Source organism: Streptomyces chiangmaiensis, assembly GCF_036281785.1.
Lineage (GTDB): Bacteria > Actinomycetota > Actinomycetes > Streptomycetales > Streptomycetaceae > Streptomyces > Streptomyces chiangmaiensis.
Genome location: NZ_JAYWVC010000344.1, coordinates 1 through 5,298, shown reverse-complemented (window position 1 = coordinate 5,298; position 5,298 = coordinate 1). Strand labels below are relative to the sequence as shown.

The following is a 5,298-nucleotide window of genomic DNA, read 5'->3' as shown; positions in this document are numbered from 1 at the left end:
AGTACCAGGCGTCGACGAGTTCTTTGAGCCGACCGGGCTCCCAGGGATCCTGCTGCAGGCTGGGGCCCTCACCGACGAGGCGGAGTTCGCCGTAGCAGTCCTCCCACCACTCCCCGGACGAGTCTCGGGGCACCGACGAAATGCGCTGGTCAGGGCGCATGCATCTGTGCGTAGAGATCGTTTCCCGCGCTCTCCAACCGATTTTCCCGCCGCCCAGGCCAGCAGCGGCATCAAGGGAACTTCGGTTCCATGCCTGTCTGCGAGACGAGCGAGGTTACGCAACAAGGGAGGTCACTTGCGGGGACCCGCGACAATAAAGTCCGGTTCCTTGCTGGTGGTCAGGCCGACCAGCAGGCCGAGAAGGACGACGATCGCACCGGTCGCGTGACCCCAGGTGGGCTCGCCGGTGCCGATGAGGGCGGTGACACCGACCGCGCTGATGGGGACGAGGCTCGTGAAAAGGCCTGCCCGCTCGGGGCCGATGCTGCCTACGGAGGTGAACCACAGCACATAGGCGCACGCGGTGACCACCACGCCGAGCCACAGCAGCGCGAGCAGTTGGCCCGCGTCAGGAACCGCGTACTGGCCAGTCACAACCACGCCGATCAGGCAGAGGGGAACAGCGGTCAGGCACGCGTAGGTGGAGACGCGCAACGCGCCCAGGGTGCCCAACAGTGGGGCCGCGACCAGGGCAAAGGCGACCTCGCCGAAAAGTGCCCCCACGGAGAGGATCACGCCGAGGACACTGGTCGAGGAGCCGAACCCCTGCGCCAGCCCGGCCCCCGCGGTGACGACCAGGCCTGCGAGCAGGATTCGTCCGCTCGGCGGTGTCCTGGACAACAGCGGGGTGATCAGGGCGATGACTACAGGAGCACAGCCGACGATCACGCCCACCAGGGCCGGGTCGGTGTGCCGCTCGGCCGCCGCGATCGCGACGTTGAAGCCGACCATGCCGATCGCGGCCAGCACGACGATCCGCATCCACTGCGGGCCGGTCACCCTCGGGGGACGTTTCCCAGTGCGACGTTCCTGCCCTCTCAGCACGACCAGCAGCAGGACTGCGGCCAGTGCGAACCGTAGCGCCTGGCCGGCGTAGACGGGGAAGTGGCGCAGCACCCCCATGACCGCGACCGAGCTGCCGACCATGATCATCGCGGACGCCGCGAACACGCTGCCTCTCAACATGCGGCGACGCTAGGGTGCCGCAATGGCTCACAACAAGGACCAATCCAGAGCGCGTTCTCGTGTACCAATCCGCCACTACTCAGCCACGGAACTGCGTTTCGCGTTGGGCGGGCTGGAGCGTGACGGGGCAGGTGGGCTGGGTCTGCGACTGGCAGGCATGCTCCGTGAGCTGATCCGCACCGGGGGCATGCCGGCGGGCACGCTGATGCCGCCGAGCCGGTCCGTAGCCGACGCGTTCGGCGTCTCCAGGGGAGTAGTCGTGACTGCGTACGAGCAGTTGCTCGCCGAGGGGTTCCTCCTCGCACGGCAGGGATCGGGCACATGGGTCGCCGACTCAGTCACCGGGGCCGACCCGACACCCAAACCGTCGGCGCCACCCCCCGTTGCCCGACCTGGCTTGCCCGACCTGGGCGGCTTCCCCCGTACCAGGTGGCTGGCCGCGTACCGGCACGCGCTGAGCACCATGAGCAACGCCGACTTCGGCTACGGGGACCCACGGGGACACGAAAGGCTGCGCGTCGAGCTGGCCGGGCACCTGCGCCGGACCAGGGGCGCGGTTGTCGACCCGGAGCTGATGTTGGTGGTCAACGGCGTCGCCGAGGGGTTGGCTCTGCTGGCCGACGTAGTAGCCGCGACCGAGCGGCGGCGCATCGCGGTGGAGGACCCGGCCAGCCCTGGTGCGCGCGACCTGATGGCCCGGCGGGGGCTCACCGTGGTCGGTGTGCCGGTCGACGCCGAGGGCATCGTGGCGGACGCCATTCCCGAGCCGGCGCAGCTCGGGGCGATCCTGCTCACGCCGGCCCATCAGTACCCGACCGGCGTGCTGCTGTCGGCCACGCGCAGACGTGCGCTGATCGAACTGGCCCGCACGCACGACGTGATGCTCATCGAAGACGACTACGACGGCGCGTTCCGCTACGACCGCAACCCAGTCGGCTGTCTGCAGGGCCTGGCCCCGGATGTAACCGTGCTGCTGGGCTCGGTCAGCAAGACGCTCGCACCCGCGCTGCGGCTGGGCTGGCTGGCAGGCCCCCTTGCTTGGCACGAACGGCTCGTGGATCGCAGGGTGATCACCAATCTGGCCGGTCAGGCGATGGACCAATTGGCGTTCGCGCACCTACTGCTGACGGGCGGGTACGACAAACACGTGCGCCAGATGCGTCACAGGTACCGCCTGCGACGATCACATCTGGTCGCTGAGCTTGCCGCCGCCAGGCTGGACGTCGTGGTGCGAGGTGACGCCAGCGGACTGCACCTGTTGGCCGAGCTCCCGCCCCGGGTTGACGAACGAACAGTGTTGTCCTCGTTGCGCCTGAACGGATTCGACGTACAGGGCCTCTCCGAATGTCGCCTGGGATGCCCGCCCGAAGTGCCCGGGGGGTTGATCATCGGCTACGCGGCCCTCGCTCCTACCTCGATCACCCGGCTGGTTTCGGCCCTGGGTAAGGCCATCGACTAGTAGCTGGTCCGGTCAGGGGGTGCGGAACTGGTCTGGTGGCCCTTCCCTCGGGTCGGCAATTCTTCTGGGGTCGCCGCCGCATTGCCGGTGACGCGAGCAGAGAGTCCGCCGCGGAAGCCCGTGGCGGGTAGCCACTCGCAACCTGGGGGTTCCGTGAAAAGCAAAATGTCTGGTCGCATTCCCCTGCCCGGGGGGACGGATCGCCATCGTCGGTGTCGGCTACACCGGACTGCCACTAGCGCTTGGCTTCGCCACTGCGGGCCTGACAGCGGTCTGCCTCGACAACGACGCCGAGAAGATCGCCGCCCTTGCTGAACGCCGGTCCTACCTACCTGATGTGTCCGATGCCGAACTGGGCGCCGAAGCACAGAAGCTAATCCCCACAACTGATCCTCAGACGCTGGCCTCCGTCGATGCCATCGTGATCTGTGTCCCCACCCCGCTGACCGAGACCGGTGAGCCGGACCTGGCCGCTGTGTTCGCCGCGACTGACGCGGTCGGTCCACGGCTGCGGCGGGGGTCTGTGGTGGTGCTGCAGTCCACCGTGCCACCGGGAACGACCGCCGGTTTGGCCCAGCGTCTGCATGAACTGTCCGGTCTGCGCGCCGGTGTGGACTTCCACCTGGCGCACGCGCCGGAGCGGATCGACCCGGCCAACAAGGCGGGCTGGACGTTGGCCAACACCCCGAAGCTGATCGGCGGCCTGACCCCTGCCTGTGCTGCGGCGGGTGCGGAGCTGTTCGGGCTCGTCACCGAGCAGATAGTTCCCGTGTCCAGTCTGGAGGTCGCCGAGACCGCCAAGGTTTACGAGAACACATTCCGCATGGTCAACATCGCCCTCACCTACGAGTTGGCCGACCTGTGCCGCGAACTTGGTATATCGGTCAATGATGTGATCGACGCCGCGGCGACGAAACCGTACGGCTTCCTGGCGCACCGCCCCGGCCCTGGCGTCGGCGGTGAATGTATAGCGGTCGACCCGATGTTCCTGCGCTACGTTGCCGAGGGCACCGGAGTGAGCCTGCCGATGATCACACAGGCGTACCAGCGGATCCGCAGCCGTCCGGAAACGGTTACCGAGCGGCTGGCTGACCTGTTGCGCGATGAGGGATCCGACCTCGCGGGTAGCCGGGTGCTGGTGGTCGGCGCGGCGTACAAGCCCGGTGTGGGCGACACCCGCAATGCGCCCGCGATTGACCTGATCCGGGCACTGCGCGCGGGCCACGCAAAGGTGTCCTACACGGACCCGATGGTGTCCAACCTGGTGGTGGACGACGAGGTCGTGCCGAGGGTGGACTGGGACCGCGAGTCTGTGTCCACCTTCGACTGCCTGGTGCTGACCACTCCGCACGAGCAGATCATGCGCAGGCCACTGTGGTACGCCGCGCCCATGCTGCTCGACTGCTGGAACGTAGTGACCGCGGGGGACGGGGTCGTACACCTGTGACCGGCCTGGCCGCACTGACCAGGGACATCGTCGCGGGCCGAGCTGGCAACCCAGCTGCCGCTGCTGCGCTGCTGCTGGACCCGGCAACGCCGGAGACCGAAGTCGCGGGCTACCTCACGGCCAAAGCTGTAGCGGGCGCCGAGCCCGCCGACGTGGAGGCGCTGGCACACGTGGTACTGGCCGCGGCCACGCGTGTCCCGTTCGACGGCAGGGCATCCGACCTCGTCGGCACTGGTGGGGACGGGTCGGGTTCGGTAAACATTTCGACGCTGGCGGCCCTCCTTGCAGCTGTGGTGGCCAAGGCCGGCAACCGCGCGGCGACGAGCCGATGCGGCAGCGCCGACCTGCTGGAGAAACTGGGGGTCGAGATCGACCCCGGACCCGAAGGCATCGCGCAATCGTTGCGGGACAACGGTTTCGCGTTCGTGCTGACCCCGGCGGTGCACCCCGTCGTCGGCAACCTGGCGCCGCTGCGCAGGCGGCTGGGATTCCCGACGCTGTTCAACCTCACCGGCCCGATGACCGACCCCGTCGCGACCGGCGCGCGGATCATCGGCGTGGCCGGCGAGCGCGACCAGGCGGTGATGGCAGAGGCGGCGGCCCGGTTGGAGCTCTCCCCCGCCTGGCTGGTACGCGCGGAGAACGGGATGGACGAGATGAGCACGTCTGGGCGGACCCGGATCCTGGCCGTCGAGGACGGCATGGTCCGCAAGTTCGAGCTCGACCCGAGAGAGATCGGGGCGTATGAGGCGCGGCCGGAGGAGCTTCTCGGCGGCGGTCCGGACACCAACGCGTCCATCGCGCGTGCCGTGCTTGGGGGCCAGGCATCCCCCGGTCTCCTCGACACCTGCGCACTCAACGCGGCGGCCCTGGTAGCGGTGGCTGCGTGTCCGGCGGATCCCATGGGCGAGCTCGTACACCAACTCAAGCGGGTGCGCGACGCCCTCGCCCAGGGCATGCCGGCTCGGCTGCTCTCGGTGCTGACAAACAGCCATACGTGGAAAGAGATTCACTGATGTATCTAGATGACATCCTCGCGCACAAGCGGTCGGCGTGGCGCGACAGTACGGCGGTGGTGGATGGGGTGCCCGAGACGCGCCCGACCCCGGCCAAGCCGGGATCGCTGGCCACGGCGCTGCGGCGCGACACCGTGGCAGTGATTGCCGAGGTCAAGCCGAAATCACCATCCAAAGGGGACCTGTGGCCC

Annotated in this window: 5 protein-coding genes; 4 read left to right on the top strand and 1 reads right to left on the bottom strand. The window is 68.4% G+C overall.

Features of this window, described 5'->3' with window-relative positions:
- Positions 1 to 291 precede the first annotated feature (291 nt).
- Positions 292 to 1,185, bottom strand: a complete 894-nt coding sequence (locus tag VXC91_RS42015; protein ID WP_329512620.1) for a DMT family transporter — start codon at positions 1,183 to 1,185, stop codon at positions 292 to 294.
- Positions 1,186 to 1,342: 157 nt separating this feature from the next.
- Between VXC91_RS42015 and pdxR the strand changes: the two genes are divergently transcribed.
- The 4 genes from pdxR to VXC91_RS41995 all read left to right on the top strand — a co-directional run.
- Positions 1,343 to 2,644: a MocR-like pyridoxine biosynthesis transcription factor PdxR gene (gene pdxR, locus VXC91_RS42010; RefSeq protein ID WP_329512619.1), complete on the top strand. Its 1,302-nt coding sequence runs from the start codon at positions 1,343 to 1,345 to the stop codon at positions 2,642 to 2,644.
- A 169-nt stretch (positions 2,645 to 2,813) separates the two neighbouring features.
- A complete protein-coding gene (locus VXC91_RS42005) occupies positions 2,814 to 4,091 on the top strand; it encodes a nucleotide sugar dehydrogenase (protein ID WP_329512621.1) in 1,278 nt (425 codons plus the stop codon).
- Positions 4,088 to 5,107 (top strand): anthranilate phosphoribosyltransferase, encoded by a 1,020-nt coding sequence (gene trpD, locus VXC91_RS42000; RefSeq protein WP_329512618.1) that lies wholly within the window; start codon positions 4,088 to 4,090, stop codon positions 5,105 to 5,107. The genes VXC91_RS42005 and trpD overlap by 4 nt, the downstream gene beginning before the upstream one ends.
- A partial coding sequence (locus tag VXC91_RS41995; protein WP_456243100.1) for a hypothetical protein occupies positions 5,107 to 5,298 on the top strand: 192 nt, incomplete at its 3' end. The genes trpD and VXC91_RS41995, both read left to right, overlap by 1 nt.

Bases quoted from the DNA above. Each gene is read 5' to 3' on its own strand.
- VXC91_RS42015 (WP_329512620.1), bottom strand. From the start codon at position 1,185: ATGTTGAGAGGCAGCGTGTTCGCGGCGTCCGCGATGATCATGGTCGGC.
- pdxR (WP_329512619.1), top strand. From the start codon at position 1,343: ATGCTCCGTGAGCTGATCCGCACCGGGGGCATGCCGGCGGGCACGCTG.